Origin of the sequence: Yersinia bercovieri ATCC 43970 (genome assembly GCF_013282745.1) — a bacterium.
GTDB classification, from domain to species: Bacteria; Pseudomonadota; Gammaproteobacteria; order Enterobacterales; family Enterobacteriaceae; genus Yersinia; species Yersinia bercovieri.
Map to the genome: position 1 here is coordinate 4,097,406 of NZ_CP054044.1, position 23,531 is coordinate 4,120,936.

Genomic DNA, 23,531 nt, shown 5'->3' on the forward strand with positions numbered 1-23,531 from the left:
CTGTAAAAAACTCCATAACAAATATGCCGATATTCATCGCTAGATTATTCTCACCTACGATAATCCACAGCGCTGATTTCATATTCGACTGATTATATTAACATCAGATTCATAAATTGCTTGTATGTCAGAATAATATAATAAATACATAAAAATCAATAGATTGAATTAACTCCTCTATTTTAAACTAATGATATCCATCAATAAATCAGCGAAAAATTTGAATTATGCTAGATCCATCATCATGGTTAAAATATATTGCACGCCAAGAGATGGACGATAAAGAATAGACTGTTTGTTTATTGACCATAAATGAAAATAGACTTTTAAGCACCTTTAGTGATGAAGTTTAAACATTCACGTAACAATCAGTTGTAAATTTGCAACAAGTGACCTAAAACGAGTTTATTAAGCATTTGAGAGCAGGATCACGGTAGTTTTCACTACAAATCGTTATCTTGCCGCCAGCAAAAACTACCAAGCTCACGGTAACAACAAAAATAGCCAATAAGGCGAATTACGCGCCGAATATTGGTTAAATTTTGCACTCTATTTTTTAGATATAAAGCACCACTACGGCACCAAAGTAATAACCAGGGCACTCATTTTAACCGAATCGTTTTGACTGAATTTTTCACCTGATAGTGAAACTCAATAATGCACTACAGGTATCTAACTTTCGGTTCTTAATTTTAAATTAACGTGTTCACTATGGAGATTTTTCATGGACACTACTCAAGCAGGCACCCTTGCCTCCACGGGAAAAGTTTCAACATCTACCTGGCGTAAAAGTGACACCATGTGGATGCTGGGTCTATACGGTACAGCAATAGGTGCAGGTGTATTATTCCTGCCAATCAATGCGGGTATCGGCGGTCTGCTACCGCTAATTGTGATGGCCATCATTGCTTTCCCGATGACCTTCTTTGCTCACCGTGGTCTGTGCCGCTTTGTGCTTTCAGGTAAAAACCCAGGTGAAGACATTACTGAAGTGGTTGAAGAGCACTTCGGCATCGGCGCAGGTAAGTTGATTACACTGCTTTACTTCTTCGCTATCTACCCAATTTTGTTGGTTTACAGTGTCGCGATTACCAACACCGTCGATAGCTTCATTACCCACCAGATGCATCTGCCATCACCACCACGTGCCATCTTGTCACTGATTCTTATCATTGGCCTGATGACTATCGTGCGTTTTGGTGAGCACGCCATTGTAAAAGCAATGAGCATCCTGGTGTTCCCATTTGTTGCGGCATTGATGCTGCTGGCGGTGTACCTGATCCCTAACTGGTCTGGTGCCATCTTCGAGCACGTATCAATGGACGGCAATGGCACCGGAAGCGGCCTGTGGATGACCATGTGGCTGGTTATTCCGGTCATGGTGTTCTCATTCAACCACTCCCCGATCATCTCTGCGTTTGCGGTCTCAAAACGTGAAGAGTACGGCGTTGATGCTGAGAAAAAATGTTCACGCATTTTGGCTTTTGCTCACATCATGATGGTTGTCACGGTCATGTTCTTCGTCTTCAGCTGTGTTCTGAGCCTGTCACCGGCTGATTTGGCAGAAGCGAAAAGCCAAAATATCTCTATTTTGTCTTACCTGGCTAACCACTTTAATACCCCAATCATTGCCTACATGGCACCGGTTATTGCCTTTATCGCTATCACCAAATCGTTCCTGGGTCACTATCTGGGCGCACGTGAAGGCTTTAACGGCATGATGATTAAGTCTCTGCGTAGCAAGGGCAAAACCATCAATCATGACAAACTGAACCGCATAACTGCGCTGTTCATGCTGGTAACAACCTGGATCGTTGCAACCATGAACCCAAGCATTCTGGGCATGATTGAGACTCTGGGTGGCCCGATTATCGCCATGCTGCTGTTCCTGATGCCAATGTACGCAATCCATAAAGTGCCAGCGATGCGCAAATACAGTGGCCAGATCAGTAACGTATTCGTGGTTATCATGGGTCTGATTGCTATCTCTGCCATCTTGTTCAGCCTGTTCGGCAAATAATACTGAGGCTGGTCATCTTCCACGGCCAGCCTATCTAACGCAGTAATCGTTTCAAAAGCCGGTGCGTCCGCGTCGGCTTCTTATTCCACGGCTTTGTAAGCGAATTAATAATTAGAACCTTTAAGAGGCTAATATATGGTCAGCGTTTTTGACATTTTCAAGATTGGTATTGGTCCTTCCAGCTCCCATACCGTCGGCCCGATGAAGGCTGGCAAGCTGTTTACCGATGATTTAATCACACTGGGGCATCTTTCTGCCGTCACGCGAATCACTGTGGATGTTTACGGTTCACTCTCTCTGACCGGTAAAGGTCATCATACTGATATCGCCATTATTATGGGTTTAGCGGGTAATCTGCCCGATACCGTTGATATTGATGCCATCGCCGGTTTCATCCGCGATGTAGAACTGCGTCAGCGCCTGCTGTTAGCCAATGGCAGCCACGAAGTTGATTTTCCTGCCCAGGGTGGGATGAACTTCCACGAAACCAATTTGCCACTGCATGAAAATGGCATGTCCATCACGGCACATGCCGGTGATGAGACACTTTTCAGTAAAACCTACTACTCCATCGGCGGTGGCTTTATTGTCGATGAAGCCCACTTTGCTCAGCAAGATGGTCACGCGGTTTCGGTGCCCTACCCGTTCAACTCTGCCCGTGACTTGCAAAAACACTGTAAAGATACTGGTTTATCACTGTCCGGTTTAGTGATGCAAAATGAGCTGGCGTTGCACAGTAAAGCCGAAATAAGCGCACACTTTGCCGCTATTTGGCAGGTCATGTGCGCCGGTATTGAGCGCGGTATTAACACTGAAGGTCTGTTACCTGGCCCAATGAGAGTGCCACGTCGTGCCGCAGCATTACGCCGTATGTTGGTCACCACCGACAAGCATAATGCCGACCCGATGATGGTTGTCGATTGGATCAATATGTATGCGCTGGCCGTCAACGAAGAGAATGCAGCCGGTGGGCGGGTTGTCACGGCACCGACCAATGGCGCATGCGGCATTATTCCTGCAGTACTGGCGTACTACGATAAGTTTATTCGCCCGGTGAATGAGAACTCCTACAGCCGCTATTTTCTGGTGTCTGGTGTGATTGGTGCGCTGTATAAAATGAACGCATCCATTTCTGGCGCTGAAGTGGGATGTCAGGGGGAAGTGGGGGTTGCCTGCTCAATGGCCGCAGCCGGCTTGGCTGAATTGATGGGCGGTAGCCCTGCTCAGGTCTGTATCGCCGCTGAAATCGCCATGGAGCACAATCTGGGGCTGACTTGTGACCCGGTTGCCGGGCAAGTTCAAGTGCCTTGCATTGAGCGCAACGCGATCTCCGCGGTACAAGCCGTCAACTCTGCCCGCATGGCGCTGCGCCGCACTAGCGAACCCAGTGTCTGCCTGGATAAAGTCATCGAAACGATGTATGAAACCGGCAAGGATATGAACGCAAAATACCGCGAAACCTCCCGTGGTGGGCTGGCAATCAAGGTTGTTGCCTGTAACTGAGTGATTGCCGCATCGAGAGTAAACTGAGGTTACTGGCAAACCTATTTTATCGCTCGGGAGCGACGGGGCGACTACACCGATGGGTACTCCGACGGCTTACGCCACTTGTATTTTAAATAAGTAGTGGCCCATTCGGCACATCTCCCCGCCAATCAGCTTTGTTAATGGTTTGAAATGGCTACTGAAAAGTAGCCATTGAGGTTAATGACCAAGCTGCTGATAGCCCAGTGAGTGAAGGGTTTACCGCACCCAGGGGCACTTCGGTGGCTCACGCCACTACGACCCCAACGGCACGATCCCCCTTCATTTGACTTTGTCAGCAGCCTACATTTTCCTTATTTATCAGTGACCTGAAATTAACCGAAAATACCGCCAAACCACTGGCTGAACTTCATCATCACAAAGTCCCACATGCGGCTAAAGAAACCGCCCTCTTTGACTTCATTTAGCACCACCAGCGGGCGCTGCTCAATGGTTTTGCCATTAAGCTGAAAATCAATAGTGCCGACCACTTGATGCTTCGTCAGTGGCGCGCGCAGTTCAGTCTGATCCAGCTTGTAACTGGCTTTCAGGTTCTTCATCTGCCCTTTCGGGATGGTGATAGCCGCATCTTCTGCGACACCAAGCTCTGCCTGACCGGTATCACCAAACCAGACTTTCTGCGTCACAAAAGGTTTCGTGGTTTTAATCGGCACCACAGTTTCATAGAAACGGAACCCCCAACTCAGCAGCTTTTCACTTTCACTGAATCGAACCCGATCACTGGGCGCACCCAATACCACCGAGATCAAACGCATCGGCCCATCGGTGGCAGAAGCCACCAGGTTATGCCCCGCACCAGTAGTAAAGCCGGTTTTCATACCATCAACATTGAGATTTGTATTCCATAACAGACGGTTACGGTTAATCTGTCGAATCATATTAAAGGTAAATTCCTTCTCTTTATGTAGCGCGTACTCTTCTGGCACGTCGCGAATCAATGCCTGCCCCAGCACCGCCATATCACGAGCGGTACTGTACTGCCCCGGCGCATCAAGGCCATGCACTGTCATAAAGTTAGTATTCGTCAGCCCCAGCGCTTTGGCGTAATTATTCATCAAACCAACAAAACTGTCCTGACTACCAGCCACATAATCTGCCAGCGCGATACTGGCATCGTTACCTGACTGAATAACAATGCCTTTATTCAAATCGGACAATTTCACCTGATCGCCCGGTTTCAAAAACATCAGTGAAGAGCCGCGCAGCGCCGGATTACCGGTGGCCCAGGCATCTTTCCCCACTGTCACTAAATCATCTGGATGCACTTTACCGGCTTTAATTGCCTGTCCAATCACATAGCTGGACATAATTTTTGTCAAACTGGCGGGATCAAGGCGCTGGTCACCGTTAGCTTCAGCCAGCACTTTTCCACTGTTGTAATCCATCAATACATAGGCTTTGGCATCGACCGGAGGAACCGCCGGATCATCAGCCGCGTGCGCTGTGGGCAGCGCCAGGAGCAATAAACCGGCACTGAAGGTAAATTTTTTTATCTTTAAAGGGAGGATAAATTTCATCATGAGGTCGCCAGAGTATCCTTGCAAATAATCGGAAATAAGTGGTGTTTCCAGAAAGTACCACGGTCCAATTAGCGAAAAAATAACGTCTTTCTACTGATACTGAACCATTAGTTTAGTCACACTTCAGTACCTTTTCTAAATTTATCCCATTGCCGTGTCAATTGGGCGTAGTTTTACCTTTTGTTTTGTAAAGACCCCCGTTTTACTTATTTTTGATGGCTATACGGCTAAACATCTCCCTATCTGAACGTCCCGACACCTAAGCGTCTAAAAATCAATAAATATATTCCAAAAAGGAATAAAGACAGGTTATTTGTTCTTTTTAGTGCCTAAGCTGCTGGCGCTATGATTCAGCCAATAGGTTGCTAACCAACTCACTCAGTTAATTCATTTTTTGAAGCACCTTTTATTGGAGAAAAAAATGGCTATTCCTCGCTCGGTGCTTGATCTTATCGGCCACACCCCTCTGCTGGAGCTAACCCGCTTTGATACCGGCCCGTGCCAACTGTTTGTGAAGCTGGAAAATCAAAACCCCGGCGGCTCGATTAAAGACCGCGTCGCGCTCTCCATGATTGAGCAGGCGGAACAAGATGGTTTGTTGCCGCCCGGTGGCACCATTATTGAAGCAACCGCTGGCAATACTGGCCTCGGGCTGGCGCTGGTTGCCGCGCTGAAGGGCTACAAGCTGGTTTTGGTGGTGCCGGATAAGATGAGTCAGGAGAAGATTTTCCACCTGCGGGCCTTGGGCGCTCAAGTGCTACTGACGCGTTCGGATGTGGGTAAAGGCCATCCGGCTTATTATCAGGATTATGCGCTGCGACTGGCGCAGGAGACCCCCGGCGCTCTCTATATTGACCAATTCAACAATCCGGCCAATCCTGCCGCGCACCGGAGATCCACCGGCCCAGAGCTGTGGCAGCAGATGGGCGAACAGATTGATGCCATCGTGGTGGGCGTCGGCTCCAGCGGCACACTCAGTGGCCTAAGCCAATATTTCGCGGATCTCTCGCCGACGACGGAGTTTGTCCTGGCTGATCCCGCCGGATCTATTTTAGCCGATTATGTCGACAGTTCGCAGATTGGCGATGCGGGCAGCTGGCTGGTTGAGGGCATTGGGGAAGATTTTATCCCGCCACTGAGCAACTTTTCTCAGGTAAAAAAATCCTACCGCATCGATGATGCCGAAGCCTTCAGCACCGCCCGCACCCTATTGCGGGAAGAGGGGGTACTGGCAGGCTCCTCCACCGGCACCCTGCTGGCCGCGGCATTGCGCTACTGCCGTGAGCAAACCAGCCCCAAACGGGTGGTCACTTTTGTCTGTGACAGCGGTAATAAATATCTGTCAAAAATGTTCAACGACTACTGGTTACTGGAGCAGGGTCTACTGAGCAAGCCGCAGCATGGCGATTTACGGGATTTCATCACCTATAGCCATCAGGATGGCGCAACAGTTTCTGTCTCGCCGCAAGATACGCTGTCGGTCGCCCATGCCCGAATGCGCTTATATGACATTTCGCAGTTGCCGGTGTTAGACGGGGAAAAAGTGGTTGGTTTAATCGACGAGTGGGATCTGCTGAATGCGGTGCAAGCCGATGCCAGCCATTTCAAATTACCCACCAGTAGCGCGATGACCCGTCAGGTCAACACGTTACAAAAAGAGGCGGATTTCCGCTCTCTGCTGGCCACGTTTAATGATGGTCATGTCGCGGTGGTGTTGGATGGCGAGCGCTTCCTCGGCCTGATTACCCGCACTGATGTTTTGAATACCTGGCGTCAAAAGCTGGTTTAATTTTCTCATATTAAGGATTTTTATCATGGCAAAGTTTGATACCCTGACCGTCCACGCCGGTTACACCCCAGACAGCACTGGCGCAGTGATGCCCGCTATTTATGCAACCTCCACTTTTGCGCAACCAGCCCCCGGCGAACATACCGGCTATGAATACTCCCGCAGTGGCAACCCCACTCGCACCGCGCTAGAGCAGGCCATTGCCGAGCTGGAGGGCGGCATTCGTGGCTATGCTTTCGCTTCTGGCCTGGCGGCCTGCTCAACAGTGCTTGAACTGCTGGATCAGGGTAGTCATATCATTGCGGTTGATGATTTATATGGCGGTACTTATCGCCTGTTGGAGAAGGTTCGCAGCCGCACCGCCGGTTTGCGGGTGACTTATGTCTCCCCTGCGGATACCGCCGCGCTGGAGCACGCGATTCAGCCCGATACCAAAATGATCTGGGTGGAGACGCCAACCAATCCGCTGCTAAAACTGGCTGATTTAGCGGCCATTGCGGCGATTGCCAAAAAGCACCAACTCATCAGTGTGGCCGATAACACCTTTGCCTCACCTTACATTCAACGCCCGCTGGAACTCGGTTTTGATATTGTGGTGCATTCAGCAACCAAATACCTTAATGGTCACTCTGATGTGGTCGCCGGAGTCGCGGCGGTGGGCAACAACCCTGAACTGGCGGAGCAATTGGGCTTTTTGCATAACGCCATTGGCGGGATTTTAGACCCCTTCAGCAGTTTCCTGACACTACGGGGCTTACGCACCCTGGCACTGCGGATGGCGCGACATAACCACAGTGCGCAGCGCATCGCCGAATGGCTTGAACAGCAGCCGCAAGTGGAAAATGTCTACTATCCGGGGCTAAAAAGTCACTCACAGCACGCGCTGGCAACCAAACAGATGGCCGGTTTTGGTGGCATGATTTCGGTGCGACTGAAGGGGGATGACAGCTACGCCCGCGCAGTGATTAAGCGCTCACATCTGTTTACCCTAGCCGAAAGCCTCGGTGGCGTCGAAAGCTTAATCAGCCAGCCATATAGCATGACCCACGCCTCAATTCCGCTGGAAACCCGCTTAAAACACGGCATCACTCCGCAATTACTGCGCTTATCCGTGGGCATTGAGGATACCGAAGATTTGATAGCTGACTTAGCGCAAGCGCTGAACGGCGAGCTTTAAATCAGATAAATACGATAGGTGTGATATTCACGCCTATCGTTATCCCAGCAGCAACAAGCACTAAACCGCCCTTTGCCAGACATGCCCGCGCTCTTCAAAAATCAGTTTTTCCATCGATTGCTGGACTTCAGAATCTGCCAATATACGCAAAAAATGCCCCACATCACTGGCTTCATCAATCGACTCCACATAAAGCGCGCGCAGAGCGACATCAGCGGTGCGTGGCAAGCTGCTCTGCCCCTTTTCCCAGCGAGCAATCGTTTGGACATCCACCCCCAGTAGTGCCGCAAGTGATTTTTGCGACATATTCATTTCAATACGTATAAAACGGATTTCGTCGGCAAGTAGTGGACTACAGCGGTTAACTAATATTTTACCAATCAGACGATGCAAACCATCAACATCATCAATACTGGTAAAATGCTCGCCATCAATAACGTCACATTGATAGCCATTAGCCAACCACACTGTTGTTAAGCCGCTCTCCGTATAGTGATGCATGACTTTCTCTCCCTTACTTAATCATGACCGTGATAACGAACAGAGTAGGATCGTTTTCATGCCGTTTCAGTACAGTAACCACCTCGATCACATCTCCAGCAGCGATACCTTGCAAGTTAAACTTCCAATCGCCAGCCGCAGTTTGGTGTGGTGCTTCGGTAAACCGACTGTGCTTGCTGGCAAAAACAGATAAAATTTGCCGCAGTGTTATGCGCCGTTCAGCGATCCTTTGTTTGGCATGTGTGCTCATCCGAATACGACTGGTATGATTCGTCGCCAAATCATTCACTATTTTACGTACTGAAATAGGGCTAAGCGGAAACTCACTGATAGCCATGCCCTGATAGCACAAAGGTGTATTAGATTCCATTCAATCACCCCCCTCTTTTATACCTATCATTTTGATAGGCAAAAAAGAGAACGTCAAGAACAGATCAAGAGAAAAAAGAGAAGAGTGGGTAGTGCAGATGAGCAAAAAACGGCAAAAAATGTTACCGCCGATGCGCCAGAGACCTGACCCATTTATCACCCAGGCTTTGTACACCTTGCACCAAAATCACCAGAATGATTAATGTCGCGACCATCACTTCATTATTAAAGCGTTGATAACCATAACGAATAGCCAGATCACCCAGTCCGCCGCCACCAATAACACCCGCCATGGATGAGAATCCCACCAGCATCACGACAGTTAAGGTCATTCCGGCCAATAAGGCAGGTAGCGCTTCCGGTAATAACACTTTTTGAATCACATGTCTGGCTGAGCCGCCCATTGATAAAATCGCTTCGATCCGCCCTTTATCGACTTCATCCAAGGCCGCCTCTACCACTCGGGCAAAGAATGGAATAGCGCCTAACGTGATGGGAACAATTGCCGCAGTGCTGCCCAAGGTGGTGCCGATAATCCAGCGCGTAATCGGAATTAATGCAATCAACAGCACCACAAAGGGCATCGAACGCCCCAGATTCACAATGGCACCAATAAACGTATTCAGCCGAGGCGCAGGTAAAACACCATTCGGACGCGAAACAAATAGCAAAACACCTAATGGCAGCCCAATCAAGACGGTGAAAAAGGTAGCGATCACCACCATATAAATGGTTTCGCCGGTAGCATTCGTCACCAATGCCAGCAGATCCTGCCAACTCATGCCACTGTTCATATCAGTTCAGCCCTCACACCGCGCTCATTAAGAAATTGTAATATTTCAGCTAAATTTAACCCGCCGTCTGGGTGGCTGAAATCAACCTGTAAGCGGCCAACCCGTTGACCACCAATGGACTCCACACCACCGCCCAACAGTGTGACCCCAACCGCATGTTGCTGCGCCAGCTCACTGAGTACCGGCGACGCCGATAGAGTATCGAAGAAGGTTAGCTCCGCAACTGGCGTGCCGGATAGAGAGGTCGGGCCGCAGGTCGGTAGCAATGAACGCCCCAGACGCGAATGAGGGGAAGCCAGTAAATCCGCAATAATACCGGTCTCCACCACCCGTCCGCGCTCAAGTAAGGCGGCGTTATCACAGATGGATTTCACCACGTCCAGCTCATGGGTGATCAGCACGATGGTTAACCCCAGTTGGCGGTTAATATCGCGCAGCAGCGCCAATATTGATGCGGTGGTTTCTGGGTCAAGAGCACTGGTGGCTTCATCAGATAGCAGATAGGCCGGTTTAGCCGCCAGCGCCCTTGCAATGCCGACGCGCTGTTTTTGCCCACCCGATAGCTGCGAGGGGAATGCATCGGCCTTGTCGCTCAACCCAACTAACGCCAATAACTCGGCGACACGTTGCTGGCGCTGCGGCTTGGGCATACCAATAATTTCCAAACCCACCGCAATGTTGTCGCGCACATTACGTGAGTGAAGTAGATGGAAATTCTGAAAAATCATACCGATATTCTGCCGTTGCAGGCGCAATTCTCGCTCAGAAAGAGTGGTTAACTCACGGCCATCCACCTGAATACGGCCCGAAGTGGGCCGCTCCAGTAGGTTCAAACAGCGGATTAAGGTGCTTTTGCCCGCACCGCTGCGGCCAATAATACCGAACACCGAGCCGGTGGGGATCTCAAGCGAGACCTCCGTCAGGGCCACCATCGGCAGCCCTCCTTGCGGATAGGTTTTACTCAGGCGTTCGATGCTAATCATGATCTATTGCCTGCCACCGGGATGACTGAACCTGCGTATTTTTCAGTGATAAATTTCGCCACTTCCGGTGACTGCAAATCTTTCGCCAACTGTAAGATCCGCGGGTCATTTGCCAGCGCTGGCGTGGTGACCAGAATATTGGCATACGGGTTACCGGCGGCTTTCTCCAGACCCAATGCATCTTTTGCTGGGTTCAGCCCGGCTTCCAGCGCATAGTTGCCGTTGATGACCGCTAAATCAACATCATCCAGTGAACGTGGGATCTGCGGTGACTCGATTTCCAAAATTTTCAGCTGTTTTGGATTGCTCGCGATATCTTTCGGTGTCGCCTGATTTTTCGCCGGATCAGTAAAGCCCGGTTTTAGTGTAATCAGCCCCTGATCTTGCAATAAATAGAGCGCACGGCTGAGATTGGTGACGTTATTTGGCACCGCCACACTGCCTTTATCCGGCACATCAGCAAAAGTTTTGTGTTTGTGGGAATAGACCCCCAACGGCTCGATATGCACGGTCGCGGCGACGGCAAATTTCTGCCCTAGCGCCTGCTCTTGAGAGCGCAAATAGGGCACATGCTGGAAGTAGTTGGCATCAACATCCCCGTGGGCCAACAACTCATTGGAGTTCACACCATTGGGGATCTCAATAACTTTCAGATTCAGTGACGGGTCCAGTTTTTGCACAAATTGCAATATTTCTGCATGAGGTACTGGATCTGCCGCGACGCGCAGTGCCTCGGCAGCTTGTGCCGATAGCGTGAAAGTCGCTGCCAGAGCCGTCAGCAGTGCCGCACTAACCCAGCCAGAAACGCGTGTTTTTGTCATCACTGTTTTTTTCATCATTATTATCCCAAAAATTAAGTTTTTATCATTGACTATCAATAGGTTGTATTGGCTGCTTCTGATGGCGCGATCACGCCAGGGTAGTGCTTTTTAGCAACATCAGGGTGAGAGCGCAGCCGTCCTTTCAGATAATTAAGCCCCACATCACGAAACAGCGGATTGTGCGGATCACTGGCTGGCCCGCGCGCTTCAGCCGCTAGCGCGGCCGGCAATTGATACAGTGGCACCACGGCATCCAGACGTGCGCCGAGGAAAAATGCGATAGAGAGACGATCCGCACCGGCTGGCGGTGTTTCTACCCGATGTACTGTGGCACGTAGGTAACCATTACTGGCCAGCTCTAATAGCTCACCGATATTGACCACAAAAGTACCTTGCTGCGGAACGGCATCAATCCAGCGCCCCTCTTCCACTTCAACTTGCAAACCACGTTGCTGGTCTTGTAGCAAGAAACTGAGGAAACCTGAGTCTTTATGGGCGCCTACGCCCTGTCCGCTGTGGGTGGTTTCACGCCCCGGATAGCGGATCAGTTTGATGTGTTCATTGGGCTTATCGCCATACAGCTCATCAAACGCATTCTCATCCAGATTTAATGCCAGCGCGAAAGCCCGCAACAAGCGCAGCGCCATGCCGGTCATTTCCCGCTGCCATTGCAGTAACGCGGGTCTTAATTCAGGTAAGTTGGCTGGCCACTGATTGGGGCCTTGCAGCTGTGCCCAACTAGGGGCGCCCGATGTTTGTGGCAGAGGGGCTCTTTCGGCACCAATATCAAACTGTTCGCGCCAATCGGGCTGACCACGAGTGAGTTCAGCGGCGGCACGGTTATAGCCGCGAAAATGGGGGGAGTGCACCATGGCAACCGCCAGTTTCTCTTCATCGGGCAGCGCAAAGAATTTACGCGACAGGGTTTGGATTTGCTGTAATAACGCGGGGTCAATGCCATGTCCGGTGAGATAGAAGAATCCGATATCCCGTGCCGCATGGCGTAGGGCGACTAAGAATGCCTGGCGCTCAGTTTCACTGCCATTCAGCAAGGAGAGATCCAATAAAGGCAGTGTGGTGGCCGATGCCACATTGGCGGCGGATGGATTAACGAATCGTGGATTGCTTAATTTTTGGTGGCTCATTTTTCACTCCAGAGTGTTCAATTGGCTGTTTTTTCTGCTCAGAACCAATGAAAACTGGACAACCATATAAACGAAGAATCAGCATAATCAGCTCCTGAGCTGTGGGGTGAAAGCAGACAGACGACAACACTCTCTTTGGCCCTTAGGCGTTTAGTAGCAAACCGCATTCATCACATGTTGTATTGAGTGTAAAAAGCAGTTTTAAGAGCGTTCTCGACTAGATACTTAACAATTTATACCTAAACGATATAAACAATTAACACCGAAATTCAGCAGCGCACCAATATCAATCCGTTCTATGTTATTTCTTTCATTACTGATCACCGCTCGCACTCTTCACGATCATTAAGCTGTCTTATTGGCTGGCTAATCTGATCTCCTTTCATGTTTGGGTAGAAAGTATTAGCTTAGGCTATGAATACCCCTGATTCCGGTTGGGAATTTCTGATGTCCAGCACATGCACGATTAAGTTTTACGTCAACCTTTCTGTCTGCCTGGAGGAGACTTAATGGACTTAGCCCTGTTTGATCTCGACGAAACACTGATTAGCGATGACAGTTCTGGCCTATGGTTGCGCTGGTTGGTTGATAAGGGGCTTGCGCCCGTTGCGCTGGCAGAACAAGAACAGTATTTAATGAAACAGTATTATCAGGGTGAGCTATCGATGTCCTGTTACATGGAGTCGACACTCTCCCCCTTGGTTGGGCGGCAGACGACGGAAGTTGCCGGTTGGGTTGAGCATTTTATCGAGCGCGATATTCTGCCGCGCATCTACCCGCAAGCCCGAAAAATGCTGGCCTGGCATCGTAATCGCGGTGATTACATCGTGATTATCTCAGCCACTGGCGAGCATTTGGTGACGCCCATTGCACAGCATTTCGCCGCCAATGCCGCCCTATCTATTGGGGTTGCGGTGGAAGATAACCGCTATACCGGCAAAACCTATGGCACCCTGACTTATCGCGAAGGTAAAGTCGAGCGGCTAAAACAGTGGCTGTCGGCATCGCCGCAGTTAGATTTTGCCCATACCTATGGTTACAGTGATTCGATCAATGACAAACCGCTGTTGGAGTATGTTGACCACGCCACAGTGATCAATCCTGGCAATGAATTGGTGGATTTAGCGATTTTGCATGACTGGAATATCCACCATTGGCAACACAAGAGATAGACAATATTTCAAACAAATATAGGGGGTTACATGCTAACTGTCTGGGGTCGGAATAACTCGAGTAATGTCAAAAAAGTGCTTTGGTGTTTGGAAGAGTTGGCGCTTAGCTATGAGCGAATTGATGTCGGCGGCCAATATGGTCAGTTGAATGAGCCACTTTATCGCGCAATGAACCCCAATGGCTTGATCCCCTGCCTGCAAGATGGCGATTTTATTCTGTGGGAATCTAATACCATCGTGCGATATTTAGCTGCTCAATATGGTGAGAACACGCTTTATCTCTCTGATGCACAGCAACGAGCGAGTGCAGAGAAATGGATGGATTGGGTGACTTCCAGTATCGCAGCGCCCTTTAGCGCAGTGTTTATCGGGTTGGTGCGGACCCCGCCGGAGCAGCAGGATAAAGCCAAGATAGCTCAGGGCATGGAACAGCTGAATAAGTTAATGGCGATTGCCGATAGCGCCCTTGCTAAGCAAGCTTATCTCTCCGGCGATAAATTTGGTATTGGCGATATCCCGCTCGGGTGTCTGGCCTATGGCTGGTTTAATCTGTCAATTCCCCGCCCTGAATTGCCACACTTACAGCGCTGGTATCAAAGCCTGACACAGCGTGCGGCATTCCAAAAAGTGATTGATATTGGCATAAGTTAAATAAGCAGGGGTAAGCGAACACATCCCGATGAGCTTACTCAAGTAAGTGATTCGGGTAAGTGAGCGCAGCTAACACCCCTGCGGCTTCAAGGACGAAGAGGATTAGAAATCGTAGCTGGCCCCCACCATATACCGACGACCATCCAACACCTTGTCATTTACTTCAATATCCACACGTTTATCCAGTACGTTATAGACCCCACCCATTAGGCGGAACTCTTTCGTGAGCTGATAGTTAGCGCCTAAATCGACAAATGTATAGGATGGCGTACTGCCGCCGATACTGGTGCGATTGAGGTACTCAGAGGTTTTACCTCGGTAGTTAGCGCGCACCCAGGTTGCCAGCGCTTCACTTGCCTGCCAGTTTAGGGTGCCATTTAGCATGTGTTTCGGCATCTGATTCAGTGGTTGGCCGGCAAACTGCCCGCTCTTCTGTTCAGATTGGGTAAAGGTGTAGTTGGAGGTCAGTGACCACTCTTGGTTAATATCCCAACCGAAAGTGGCTTCCACACCACGAGTAATGGCTTTGTCGACGTTGGTGCGGTCACTGATAAATTTATATGAGGCGCCATTGATCATACATTGACCCGACGCCTTACCTGTGGTGTCGGTGCAACGGCGCACCTCGGTAATTTTATCTTTGAAATCAGTATTAAACAGCGTCACACCCGCATTCATACCCTCCTGATCATCCCAGAGAATACCTATCTCCTGACTGATGCTGCGTTCTGGTTTCAGGTTGGCATTACCGATAATAATGGCTGGATCGCCACGGCCCCCGGTGATCTGCCCCCAGTTTTCGGTGGCCTGACGTAGATCCGGTGAACGATAACCTCCCGATACCCCACCCTTTAATGTCCATTGCTCTGCCAAATGCCAAACGCCGTATAACCGTGGCGTCCAGTGGGTGCCATAGTTTTCATCCTGATCCATGCGAACGCCGCCGGTCAGAGCGAAATCATTGGTCATCTGCCACTCATCTTCAGCAAACAGTGCCCAGCTCCAGCGGGTTAATTTGGTTAAATCTTTGGCCGAGGCTAATTGGTTACCGGTGTCATTTAGCTCTTCATAGCGATATTGACCGCCCAGAATAAGGGTGTGATTATCCAGCAGGAATGAGGTCTGGGTATTAAAGATATTATCGACACTTTTCATTTCCCGTGATGGATTACGGGTTTCATCGCGCTGAACATAGCTGGTTGAGTTACCAAAATCATAATAGCCGTGATGAGTAATCGCATAATTATTGCGGTCATACTGCACATCACTACTTTTACCATTTAATGCCACTGAGCGCCCTGCCGTTGAATTACGGTCTTGCACATAGTGGCCAATATCAAAATCAAATTCATTTTTATCGTCGGGTGTCAGGGTAAATGTCGCCGCACCATTTCTTAGGCGCTGCTCATTATAACCATCGACGATTTTATCTTCGCTACGATGAGAGAGCAGGCCGCTAACTTTTAATCCCAGTAAGCCATCAATTAATGGGCCGGAGGCATAGGCATTAGTCTGGAATATATCACCGGATTTAGAGTCTTCCTGCAAAGTGGCATCAGCGCGCACTGTTCCGTGCCACTCTTTACCCACTTTGCGAGTGATCACGTTAATCACGCCGCCCATAGCATCCGAGCCATATAGTGAGGACATCGGCCCGCGAACCACCTCAATGCGCTCAATGGCAGCCAGTGGTGGCAACCAGCCTTGCTCGATACCTGAACCATCACTGTTTGGCCGTGTCCCACGGGTATCCACACGTTTACCATCCACCAGAATTAAGGTGTATTTCGCCGCCATCCCACGAATACTGATATCGCTGTGGCTGCCGCCGCCTGTTACCACGACGCCGGGAACATCTTTCAGCGCATCGGTAATATCGGTATAGGCTTTATTTTCGATTTGCTCGCGGGTTACCACAGAAATAGACGCCGCCGAGTCTTGAATACGTTGCTGGAAACCTGATGCTGTAACCACAATAGTATCTGTAGGTGTACTCTTTGTTTCAGAGAAATTAGTTTCGGCAGCATGTGCCTGAGAAGAGATAATTGCAGCGATGACTAATGCCGCAGATTTTGTTTTCCTAAAAGCCTGATTTACCTTATTCATTACACGTTCTCCATGAGGTATAAATTTACTCAGAGCCTTTCCGTCAGGTTCTTTTTGCATATAACGATGCCGCCTGTCGGGCAGGTGAAAGTTATTTTTATAAATTTCGGCAATAGCTCACCACAGCAGAAATAGCGCTTCCAACTATTACTGCCTAATGCTTAATTATTATTATGTGAAACCTATTACTGTCGAAATAGACCCAAGGCTATTGGGGTTCCGTTATCAATCCATCAATTAATACTTGCGCAGTGCCTTGCGAGCAGCGCTCAATACGCCCTTTCACTCCATACACTTTGGCCAGACTCTGCGGTGTAATCACCTCTTCCGGTCGACCATCCGCAATCAAGGTGCCATTTTGTAACATCAGTACATGGTCGCCATGGCGCAAGGCGATATTGATGTCATGCACCACAACCACGGTAATAATATTGCGTTTGCGCGTCTCCTTGCTCACCAAACATCATGCGCGCAATATGTGGTGCCACCAGTCCGACAACAAAGGCCACCGCCAGTGCCGATAACATGCTGATACGTAACAATGTTCCTAGCCGTAGGCGGCGAACATCGATACCAAAACTGATCGCCCGATCTTCACCTAAACGCAACGCCGTCAGCCTCCACGAACTCATCATCGACAGTGGTAACATCAGGGCAAACACCGCCAACATGACGCCCAATTTGCGCCATGATGCCCGCGCCATGCTCTTATAGCGCCCCATCACATTAACATCAGCCCCGCTGGATGTTTTGGTCCTGGATTCTGTGGTTATACTCATTATTCCGTTACCTGTTACGAGCCATTATTACTGCTTAAAACTCATGTTTTCGTTGCTGGTTCCCAGCCTCCAATCACTGTCCATTTGGCTCGACAGGAGGGGAACGACGAATTCAATATGGTGCTAACAATAAATCAAACGATAATAATTATCAATAAGGTTGGTGTAATTGACTGCGTATAATTATATGTAACCCTATATTTTATAATGTAATTTAATCGGCGCGGCCCAGCAGGCCAAAATTTGGTCGGGAGAGTGGGGTATATCAGAGAAATTTTTTGCCTATTGATGGCCCGACCGACTGAGATATCGCTTAAATAACAAGCAGATTGCCGCCGTAAAAAAGGGCGATACAAATATCGCCCTTCATCACTACAACACGTTATTGACCACCAGATGCTATTTAGTCAGAGGTCACACCGTTTTTTTCGGCTCCTGATAATCTTCACTATCATCACGCCATTTCGGGAATTCCATCTCTTTATATTTGATAACCTTAGTGCCACGGGTCAGCTTGTAGCCGAACCAAATCACCAGGAACAATGGAATGCCGATATAGGTGGCGGTGACGCCATACCAGTCAATGCGGTCTTGCAGGAATGCCTGATAGTTCTGCCCCAAGGTAATGATCAAGCAGAGCACAAAGGCAAAAATCGGCCCCAGCGGGAAGAAACCGGACTGATACGGCAAATCGTTCAAATCACGGCCCTGGATCATATAACCACGGCGGAAACGATAGTGACTGATAGCAATACCTAACCAGGCGATAAAGCCGGTCATCCCTGAGGTATTTAGCAACCATAGATAGACGGTTTGGTTACCAAACATTGAGCTGAGGAAGCATAACCCCGCAACTACGGTAGTGGCATACAAGGCATTACGCGGCACACCGCCCTTAGACAGTTTAGCAAAAATCCGTGGCGCTTTACCTTCAGAGGCTAAGGTAAACAGCATGCGGGTCGAGGCGTACATGCCAGAGTTACCGGCAGAGAGTACCGCCGTCAGGATAACCGCATTCATCACTGCCGCCGCTGACAACAGGCCCGCATTCTGGAACACCAAGGTGAATGGGCTGACACTGATATCTTTAACGTCATTACGTAACAGACTTGGGTCGGTATACGGAATAATCAGGCTGATAATCAAAATAGCGAAGATATAGAACAGCAGAATACGCCAGAATACTTTACGCACGGCACGAGGAATGTTTTTGCCCGGATCTTTTGATTCACCGGCGGCAATACCGATCAGTTCCGTCCCCTGGAAGGAGAAACCGACAATCATCGCCACCCCAATCATCGCAGAGAATCCACCCGCAAACGGGGCATCACCTATCGTCCAGTTGTGCCAACCTGCACTTTCGCCCCCTTTCATGATGCCGCTTATCATCATCACACCAATAATGATGAAGACCACAACCGTGACCACTTTAATCAGGGAGAACCAGTATTCCGCTTCGCCAAAACCTTTGACTGAGATGTAGTTCAGCAAGAACATCAGCCCGAGGAATAGCGCACTCCAGATCCAACCGGGGGCATCGGGGAACCAGTAATTCATCACCAATTGTGCGGCGACCAGGTCAACGGCGATAGTGACCGCCCAGTTGTACCAGTAGTTCCAGCCGAGGGCGAAGCCGAAGCCCTCCTCAACATATTTGGAGCCGTAAGTTGAAAATGAGCCGGAAACGGGCATAAATGCCGCTAATTCACCAAGGCTGGTCATCAGGAAGTAAACCATCAGGCCAATCAATGCATAGGAGAGCAGTGCGCCCCCTGGGCCTGCTTGCGATACTGTTGCCCCTGAGGCAACAAATAAGCCGGTACCAATAGATCCGCCGATAGCAATCATGGCTAAATGCCGCGATTTTAACTCTCGTCGCAGACGCTGTGCGCCCTGCGGCACTGGGGTTTTAGTATTTTGCTGAGTCATTATTACCCTAATCCACCCTTAAAAAATAAGGCGGGATTGTAACAAATCCCACCCGCTCGGATAGTAACAATGCACTGATATAAGATACCTTCATGATCCCAGCGCAATTATTAGCAAAAGCGCGATTGCCAGTAAAAACAGTTAGCCGTAGGTTTTTCTTGCCGCAATAACCCGCAGAGCTGGTGTAAAACACTTAAAATCCGCGGGCCTACACGAGTCATTCGCTTGCGGCTCATCTACGCCGCTCAGTGCTCTTCCTGGCAATAACTCAGGAAACGCTGCAAGGCGTTAGAGATGTGTTTTTGCCGATGGTGAATCAAGTATAAGGTACGTACCAGTGTGGGTAGCGGGATATTCAGCTCAATCAATTCGCCATTAGCAAGTTGATCGGCTATCACCCTGCGCGACAGGCAACTGATACCCATGCCATAACGTACTGCCCGCTTAATCGCCTCCGAATTACCCAGCTCCATGACCAATTTAAAGTGCGGCAATTTCGCCAATAGCAGGTGATCCAGCACTTCACGGGTGCCTGAGCCGCGCTCACGTAAGATCCAGTCTGCACTCGCTAGCTCATCCAGTGTCAGCATTTTGTGGCACAGCGGATTATCCGGCGCGGCAAAGACCACCAGCTCATCTTGTAGCCAGGCTTGTGTCATCAACTCCGGCATATGACACGGCCCCTCAATCAGCCCCAGATCACCGCGAAAATCAGCCACCGCCTCAATCACATCCTGACTGTTGCCGATATTCAGCTCCAGAGGTGTGCCGGGGAAATCGCGCCGATACTTAGCAATCATGCCCGGTAACATATAATTGCCAATGGTACTGCTGGCGGCGATACGTAATGCCCCCAGATCCTGCAAAAAAAGCTGTTCTATTTCCATTGTCTGGTCGAGTAGTGCCAATGCTTTGGGGTAAAGTAAACGCCCATGTTCATTGGTAACCAACCGCTTACCGACCCTATCAAACAGTTGCACCCCCAATTGCCCTTCCAAATCCGCCAAGGCAGCGCTGACTGCTGATTGTGAAAGCGCGAGCACAACCGAGGCTTGGGTCGTAGAGCCGCTTTTCAGCACCTCAGTAAAGACTTCAAGTTGACGTAAGGTTATGTGCATAACGGTCTCTGTAGTAAAAAATGGAGGACGCTATCATCACTCTGCTCGTCAGTTACTGGATGAACCGAGCTAACTTATTAGTTGTCAATACCATCACTGACGAAAAAGCCTATAGCCTCAATTACCGTATAAGACTAACACCTTTAAGCAAAATCGGCAGGTTATCGGTGCAGGAAATTAAGCGGAAAGAGGGTTATTTGTTATCATCTGAGTGAAAGAAAATAGAGTAAGCAACTGCGGCAACCGTACTGATAACCATCTTTAAAATCAACCAGATAGTCAATAGGTAACTGCAGGTTTAGCAAAGCGGGATACCGCGTTCAGTCTTAAACGGATTAAAATGGGGTAGAGTTGTTTATATGCTGAGGATGCCAGCAAAGTAATAACATAATTAATAATATTACTACCGACTAACGGTAACCTTATTACACCTAATATCCATTACTTATTCCGATGATTTAGACAAATTAATACGCATATTAACTCATTGTGCAGCTCGTTTTATAGACATACTCTTTTCCATGATGTGATAAGTTATCGTATATCCCCGCACCAATATTATTAATTGTTTTATTTATTAGTGTATTAGCAATAGCTATTCGCATCTGAAATCTATGGATGAATTTCAATTAGCGAGGTATTAATTATGAATAACACCATTAAGTATTTGCTGCTTTTTTTAGCCACGGCAACCATTCCTACCTATGCCAGTGCATGTGAACTCGCAGGCGAAAGTCCGGAGGAGTGTCAGTCGGAATGTATGATGGCGGAGGATTTTGAGACTTGTGTTCTTGGCTCAGCCCAGAATCCAAATAGTGACACTACCCCCACTGTAACCATGCAAGCTGCTCAGCCAACATCCCGCTAAATGTATTATCAGGCATACCTATTTTCGTATGCCTGACTCACCGATAGCCGTGCTCCTGGCCTTGACTCGGGCCTAATTCCCACTTACCACTTATATCGATTAATTATAAATATATAATGAATTTATCTATTATTGCCAAAGTCGTTAAACTACCCACAATCTTTACAGGCAATAGGATATAAAACATGGCAACTTCTCATAGCAAAGAACTCCCTCGACCACAGCAGTTTACCCTGCCCCGCTATCTTCCGGGTTTGGTGTTAACCGGTGTGATGACTGGGTTGGCGCTTACCGTGGGTGATATGCCGTGGTTTATCGATATGGGCCTCGGCGCCCTGACGTTGGCTATCATATTTGGTATCGTCGTCGGCAATACACTCTATCCGTGGGTGCAACCCGTTTGTGCTGACGGCGTGCTGCTCGCCAAACAGCACTTGCTGCGATTGGGGATCATTTTGTACGGCTTCCGCTTGACCTTCCAGCAAGTCGCTGATGTCGGCGCGACCGGTATGCTCATTGACCTGTTAACCCTAAGCTCTACCTTTATCCTGGCGTGTTGGCTGGGTAAACGTGTTTTCGGCTTGGATCAGCAAACAGTGATGTTGATTGGTGCTGGTAGCAGTATTTGTGGTGCCGCCGCCATTATGGCCACCGAGCCGGTGCTGAAAGCTGACGCCAGCAAAGTGGCGGTTGCCGTCGCCACGGTGGTAATTTTCGGTACGCTGGCTATCTTTGTTTACCCATGGCTGTATCAGCTAAACCTACATTACCAGTGGCTACCATGGAGTCAGGAGACCTTTGGTATCTTTGCCGGTTCGACGATCCACGAAGTGGCGCAGGTGGTAGCTGCCGGACATGCCATTGGCCCTGATGCTGAAAATGCGGCGGTTATCACCAAAATGATCCGGGTGATGATGTTAGCACCATTCTTGCTGTTACTTTCCGCCTATCTGGGGCGTAGCAGCCTAAAAACCAGCGGGGAAAAACGTGAGAAAAGTGCCATCACCATTCCTTGGTTTGCGGTGATATTTATTCTGATGGCCGGTTTTAACTCACTCAATCTGCTGCCCGCAGCCTGGGTCAACCATCTGATTACACTGGATACCATTTTGTTGGCAATGGCGATGGCGGCACTGGGGCTAACCACCCATATTGGCTCCATTCGTCAGGCGGGGGTTAAACCACTGTTACTGGCCCTGCTGCTGTTTGTCTGGCTGTTGGTTGGCGGGACAGGCATCAACTTACTGGTTCAGCATATCGCGGCATAAAATAGTGTCACCAAGGGCTGCATCAAGCGGCCCTTCTCTTTTCTCTCCGCTTCCACCATTCAATCATTCCGCTATCAATGCCATAATGGCTCGGTTACCAAAGGAGAATGGAATGAAATTTGTCGGAGCACACGTCAGTGCCGCAGGGGGCGTAGACCAGGCGGTGATTCGGGCGCATGAGCTTGAGGCCACCGCCTTTGCCCTGTTTACCAAGAATCAGCGCCAATGGCGCGCAGCCCCACTAGCGGAAGATGTTATTGAGAGGTTTAAGCTAGCTTGTGAGCAATATGGCTACACTTCAGCTCAAATTTTGCCGCACGACAGCTATCTGATCAACCTTGGCCATCCGGTCATTGAGGCGCTAGAGAAATCTCGCGAAGCCTTTATTGATGAAATGGCCCGCTGCCAGCAACTGGGGTTGTCACTACTGAACTTCCACCCCGGCAGCCATTTACTGCAAATTGATGAAGATAAGTGTCTCGCGCGCATTGCTGAATCAATCAATATCGCGCTGGATGCCAGTGAGGGTGTCACGGCGGTGATCGAAAATACCGCCGGACAGGGCAGTAATCTGGGCTTTAAGTTCGAACATCTGGCCGCCATCATTGACGGCGTAGAAGATAAGAGCCGGGTTGGCGTCTGTATTGATACCTGCCATGCTTTCGCCGCTGGTTATGATTTACGTACCGAAGCCGATTGCGAGCACACCTTCAAGCAGCTCGGTGATATCGTCGGTTTTCAGTATCTGCGCGGTATGCATCTTAATGATGCGAAAAGCGAATTTAACAGCCGTGTCGACCGCCATCACAGCCTCGGTGAGGGTAATATCGGCAAAACCGTATTCAGCTATATTATGCGCGATGCGCGTTTTGATAATATTCCGCTCATTCTGGAAACGGTGAATATGGATATTTGGGCCGAAGAGATAGCCTGGTTGAAGTCGCAAGCTGAAGTTTAGCCAATACGATTGAGGCAA

Annotated in this window: 19 protein-coding genes and 2 pseudogenes; 9 read left to right on the forward strand and 12 right to left on the reverse strand. The window is 49.2% G+C overall.

The genetic code is table 11. From position 1 onward, the window contains the following. The first annotated feature begins 724 nt into the window (after positions 1-724). Both HRK25_RS18555 and HRK25_RS18560 read left to right on the forward strand, forming a co-directional pair. Positions 725-2,020, forward strand: a complete 1,296-nt coding sequence (locus HRK25_RS18555; RefSeq protein ID WP_032898261.1) for an HAAAP family serine/threonine permease — start codon at positions 725-727, stop codon at positions 2,018-2,020. Positions 2,021-2,155: 135 nt separating this feature from the next. Then, positions 2,156-3,523 carry an L-serine ammonia-lyase gene (locus HRK25_RS18560; RefSeq protein WP_005276234.1) on the forward strand — a complete coding sequence of 456 codons (1,368 nt, stop codon included), beginning with the start codon at positions 2,156-2,158 and terminating at the stop codon, positions 3,521-3,523. Positions 3,524-3,879: 356 nt separating this feature from the next. Here the strand turns inward: HRK25_RS18560 and HRK25_RS18565 are convergent, their stop codons facing one another. Further along, positions 3,880-5,085, reverse strand: coding sequence for a serine hydrolase (locus tag HRK25_RS18565; protein WP_005276231.1), 1,206 nt, complete (start codon positions 5,083-5,085; stop codon positions 3,880-3,882). 421 nt (positions 5,086-5,506) lie between these two features. Between HRK25_RS18565 and HRK25_RS18570 the strand changes: the two genes are divergently transcribed. Both HRK25_RS18570 and HRK25_RS18575 read left to right on the forward strand, forming a co-directional pair. After that, a complete protein-coding gene (locus HRK25_RS18570) occupies positions 5,507-6,874 on the forward strand; it encodes a pyridoxal-phosphate dependent enzyme (RefSeq protein ID WP_032898260.1) in 1,368 nt (455 codons plus the stop codon). A gap of 25 nt (positions 6,875-6,899) precedes the next feature. Continuing rightward, the gene (locus HRK25_RS18575) at positions 6,900-8,051 is read left to right on the forward strand and encodes a trans-sulfuration enzyme family protein (RefSeq protein WP_005276225.1); all 1,152 of its coding nucleotides are present in this window, start codon (positions 6,900-6,902) and stop codon (positions 8,049-8,051) included. Between the two features lie 60 nt (positions 8,052-8,111). Here HRK25_RS18575 and HRK25_RS18580 read toward each other — a convergent pair whose 3' ends face one another. From HRK25_RS18580 to HRK25_RS18605, 6 genes are all read right to left on the reverse strand, one after another. Continuing rightward, on the reverse strand, positions 8,112-8,552 hold the full coding sequence (locus HRK25_RS18580; protein ID WP_032898259.1) for a helix-turn-helix domain-containing protein: 441 nt from the start codon (positions 8,550-8,552) through the stop codon (positions 8,112-8,114). A 13-nt stretch (positions 8,553-8,565) separates the two neighbouring features. Beyond that, positions 8,566-8,922, reverse strand: coding sequence for a DUF4258 domain-containing protein (locus tag HRK25_RS18585; RefSeq protein WP_005276218.1), 357 nt, complete (start codon positions 8,920-8,922; stop codon positions 8,566-8,568). A 121-nt stretch (positions 8,923-9,043) separates the two neighbouring features. Next, positions 9,044-9,715: a methionine ABC transporter permease gene (locus HRK25_RS18590; RefSeq protein ID WP_032898258.1), complete on the reverse strand. Its 672-nt coding sequence runs from the start codon at positions 9,713-9,715 to the stop codon at positions 9,044-9,046. After that, positions 9,712-10,698: a methionine ABC transporter ATP-binding protein gene (locus tag HRK25_RS18595; protein ID WP_032898256.1), complete on the reverse strand. Its 987-nt coding sequence runs from the start codon at positions 10,696-10,698 to the stop codon at positions 9,712-9,714. The genes HRK25_RS18590 and HRK25_RS18595 overlap by 4 nt, the downstream gene beginning before the upstream one ends. Continuing rightward, positions 10,695-11,519 (reverse strand): MetQ/NlpA family ABC transporter substrate-binding protein, encoded by an 825-nt coding sequence (locus HRK25_RS18600; protein ID WP_032898274.1) that lies wholly within the window; start codon positions 11,517-11,519, stop codon positions 10,695-10,697. Before HRK25_RS18600 ends, HRK25_RS18595 begins: the two co-directional genes overlap by 4 nt. Before the next feature lie 53 nt (positions 11,520-11,572). Continuing rightward, on the reverse strand, positions 11,573-12,664 hold the full coding sequence (locus HRK25_RS18605; protein ID WP_032898254.1) for an isopenicillin N synthase family dioxygenase: 1,092 nt from the start codon (positions 12,662-12,664) through the stop codon (positions 11,573-11,575). Between the two features lie 509 nt (positions 12,665-13,173). Between HRK25_RS18605 and HRK25_RS18610 the strand changes: the two genes are divergently transcribed. Beyond that, positions 13,174-13,836 (forward strand): HAD family hydrolase, encoded by a 663-nt coding sequence (locus HRK25_RS18610; RefSeq protein WP_005276200.1) that lies wholly within the window; start codon positions 13,174-13,176, stop codon positions 13,834-13,836. 30 nt (positions 13,837-13,866) lie between these two features. Next, entirely contained in the window at positions 13,867-14,487 is a 621-nt protein-coding gene (locus tag HRK25_RS18615) for a glutathione S-transferase (RefSeq protein ID WP_032898252.1), read from the forward strand. A gap of 102 nt (positions 14,488-14,589) precedes the next feature. Here HRK25_RS18615 and HRK25_RS18620 read toward each other — a convergent pair whose 3' ends face one another. From HRK25_RS18620 to yieE, 5 genes and pseudogenes are all read right to left on the reverse strand, one after another. Beyond that, the gene (locus tag HRK25_RS18620) at positions 14,590-16,593 is read right to left on the reverse strand and encodes a ligand-gated channel protein (protein WP_005274535.1); all 2,004 of its coding nucleotides are present in this window, start codon (positions 16,591-16,593) and stop codon (positions 14,590-14,592) included. Positions 16,594-16,801: 208 nt separating this feature from the next. Then, positions 16,802-17,053 (reverse strand): annotated as a pseudogene (locus tag HRK25_RS18625) (ABC transporter ATP-binding protein); the annotation flags it as partial. Next, positions 17,046-17,300: pseudogene (locus HRK25_RS18630) on the reverse strand (iron chelate uptake ABC transporter family permease subunit); the annotation flags it as partial. The pseudogenes HRK25_RS18630 and HRK25_RS18625, both read right to left, overlap by 8 nt. Positions 17,301-17,786: 486 nt before the next feature. After that, complete coding sequence (locus tag HRK25_RS18635; protein WP_005274524.1) at positions 17,787-19,301, reverse strand: amino acid permease; 1,515 nt, start codon at positions 19,299-19,301, stop codon at positions 17,787-17,789. Between the two features lie 245 nt (positions 19,302-19,546). Further along, a complete protein-coding gene (yieE, locus tag HRK25_RS18640) occupies positions 19,547-20,419 on the reverse strand; it encodes a DNA-binding transcriptional regulator YeiE (RefSeq protein WP_005274521.1) in 873 nt (290 codons plus the stop codon). A 646-nt stretch (positions 20,420-21,065) separates the two neighbouring features. Between yieE and HRK25_RS18645 the strand changes: the two genes are divergently transcribed. From HRK25_RS18645 to nfo, 3 genes are all read left to right on the forward strand, one after another. Then, the gene (locus HRK25_RS18645) at positions 21,066-21,287 is read left to right on the forward strand and encodes a hypothetical protein (RefSeq protein WP_032897944.1); all 222 of its coding nucleotides are present in this window, start codon (positions 21,066-21,068) and stop codon (positions 21,285-21,287) included. A gap of 185 nt (positions 21,288-21,472) precedes the next feature. Continuing rightward, entirely contained in the window at positions 21,473-22,555 is a 1,083-nt protein-coding gene (locus HRK25_RS18650) for a YeiH family protein (protein WP_032897943.1), read from the forward strand. Positions 22,556-22,667: 112 nt separating this feature from the next. Continuing rightward, the gene (gene nfo / locus HRK25_RS18655) at positions 22,668-23,513 is read left to right on the forward strand and encodes a deoxyribonuclease IV (protein ID WP_005274512.1); all 846 of its coding nucleotides are present in this window, start codon (positions 22,668-22,670) and stop codon (positions 23,511-23,513) included. Positions 23,514-23,531 lie beyond the last annotated feature (18 nt).

Bases quoted from the DNA above. Each gene is read 5' to 3' on its own strand.
- HRK25_RS18555 (WP_032898261.1), top strand. From the start codon at position 725: ATGGACACTACTCAAGCAGGCACCCTTGCCTCCACGGGAAAAGTTTCA.
- HRK25_RS18560 (WP_005276234.1), top strand. From the start codon at position 2,156: ATGGTCAGCGTTTTTGACATTTTCAAGATTGGTATTGGTCCTTCCAGC.
- HRK25_RS18565 (WP_005276231.1), bottom strand. From the start codon at position 5,085: ATGATGAAATTTATCCTCCCTTTAAAGATAAAAAAATTTACCTTCAGT.
- HRK25_RS18570 (WP_032898260.1), top strand. From the start codon at position 5,507: ATGGCTATTCCTCGCTCGGTGCTTGATCTTATCGGCCACACCCCTCTG.
- HRK25_RS18575 (WP_005276225.1), top strand. From the start codon at position 6,900: ATGGCAAAGTTTGATACCCTGACCGTCCACGCCGGTTACACCCCAGAC.
- HRK25_RS18580 (WP_032898259.1), bottom strand. From the start codon at position 8,552: ATGCATCACTATACGGAGAGCGGCTTAACAACAGTGTGGTTGGCTAAT.
- HRK25_RS18585 (WP_005276218.1), bottom strand. From the start codon at position 8,922: ATGGAATCTAATACACCTTTGTGCTATCAGGGCATGGCTATCAGTGAG.
- HRK25_RS18590 (WP_032898258.1), bottom strand. From the start codon at position 9,715: ATGAACAGTGGCATGAGTTGGCAGGATCTGCTGGCATTGGTGACGAAT.
- HRK25_RS18595 (WP_032898256.1), bottom strand. From the start codon at position 10,698: ATGATTAGCATCGAACGCCTGAGTAAAACCTATCCGCAAGGAGGGCTG.
- HRK25_RS18600 (WP_032898274.1), bottom strand. From the start codon at position 11,519: ATGACAAAAACACGCGTTTCTGGCTGGGTTAGTGCGGCACTGCTGACG.
- HRK25_RS18605 (WP_032898254.1), bottom strand. From the start codon at position 12,664: ATGAGCCACCAAAAATTAAGCAATCCACGATTCGTTAATCCATCCGCC.
- HRK25_RS18610 (WP_005276200.1), top strand. From the start codon at position 13,174: ATGGACTTAGCCCTGTTTGATCTCGACGAAACACTGATTAGCGATGAC.
- HRK25_RS18615 (WP_032898252.1), top strand. From the start codon at position 13,867: ATGCTAACTGTCTGGGGTCGGAATAACTCGAGTAATGTCAAAAAAGTG.
- HRK25_RS18620 (WP_005274535.1), bottom strand. From the start codon at position 16,593: ATGAATAAGGTAAATCAGGCTTTTAGGAAAACAAAATCTGCGGCATTA.
- HRK25_RS18635 (WP_005274524.1), bottom strand. From the start codon at position 19,301: ATGACTCAGCAAAATACTAAAACCCCAGTGCCGCAGGGCGCACAGCGT.
- yieE (WP_005274521.1), bottom strand. From the start codon at position 20,419: ATGCACATAACCTTACGTCAACTTGAAGTCTTTACTGAGGTGCTGAAA.
- HRK25_RS18645 (WP_032897944.1), top strand. From the start codon at position 21,066: ATGAATAACACCATTAAGTATTTGCTGCTTTTTTTAGCCACGGCAACC.
- HRK25_RS18650 (WP_032897943.1), top strand. From the start codon at position 21,473: ATGGCAACTTCTCATAGCAAAGAACTCCCTCGACCACAGCAGTTTACC.
- nfo (WP_005274512.1), top strand. From the start codon at position 22,668: ATGAAATTTGTCGGAGCACACGTCAGTGCCGCAGGGGGCGTAGACCAG.